Source organism: Brevibacillus reuszeri, assembly GCF_002897295.1.
Classification (GTDB): domain Bacteria; phylum Bacillota; class Bacilli; order Brevibacillales; family Brevibacillaceae; genus Brevibacillus; species Brevibacillus reuszeri_A.
Genome location: NZ_BEXF01000152.1, coordinates 1 through 435 on the forward strand (window position 1 = coordinate 1; position 435 = coordinate 435).

Annotated in this window: 1 protein-coding gene; it reads right to left on the bottom strand. The window is 49.0% G+C overall.

The window, feature by feature from the left end:
• Positions 1-435, bottom strand: a 435-nt coding sequence (locus C3B52_RS35930) for a carbohydrate ABC transporter permease (protein WP_164685096.1), incomplete at both ends; no start/stop codon positions are given.

The following is a 435-nucleotide window of genomic DNA, read 5'->3' on the forward strand; positions in this document are numbered from 1 at the left end:
ATGTACATCATCAATACCGTTGTGCTCTGCCTTGGTCCCCCGTCCGTCATCATGAGCGGTTGACCGAATACGTTGAAGGCTCCGGCCGTTGTCATAACAAAGGTATAGATCAGCGGAAAACGAATCGACGGCAGCGTAATGCTCGAAAACCTGCGGACCGGTCCTGCTCCGTCCATTTCTGCTGATTCGTACAAATCCTTGGATACGCCGCTTATGGAGGCGCGGTAGATAATCATGTTTCCACCCACGCCGCCCCATATCGTAATGACAATGATAATGAGCCAAGCGTAGGGTTGATTTGCCGCCCAGACGGTTTCCGAACCGAAGATATTATTGGTGATTCCAAGCTGCTTATTAAATATTAATGACCAAATAAGTGCCGCCGCGGAAATCGAGATGAGTCCGGGTATATAGAGAATGGACTGGATGACATTT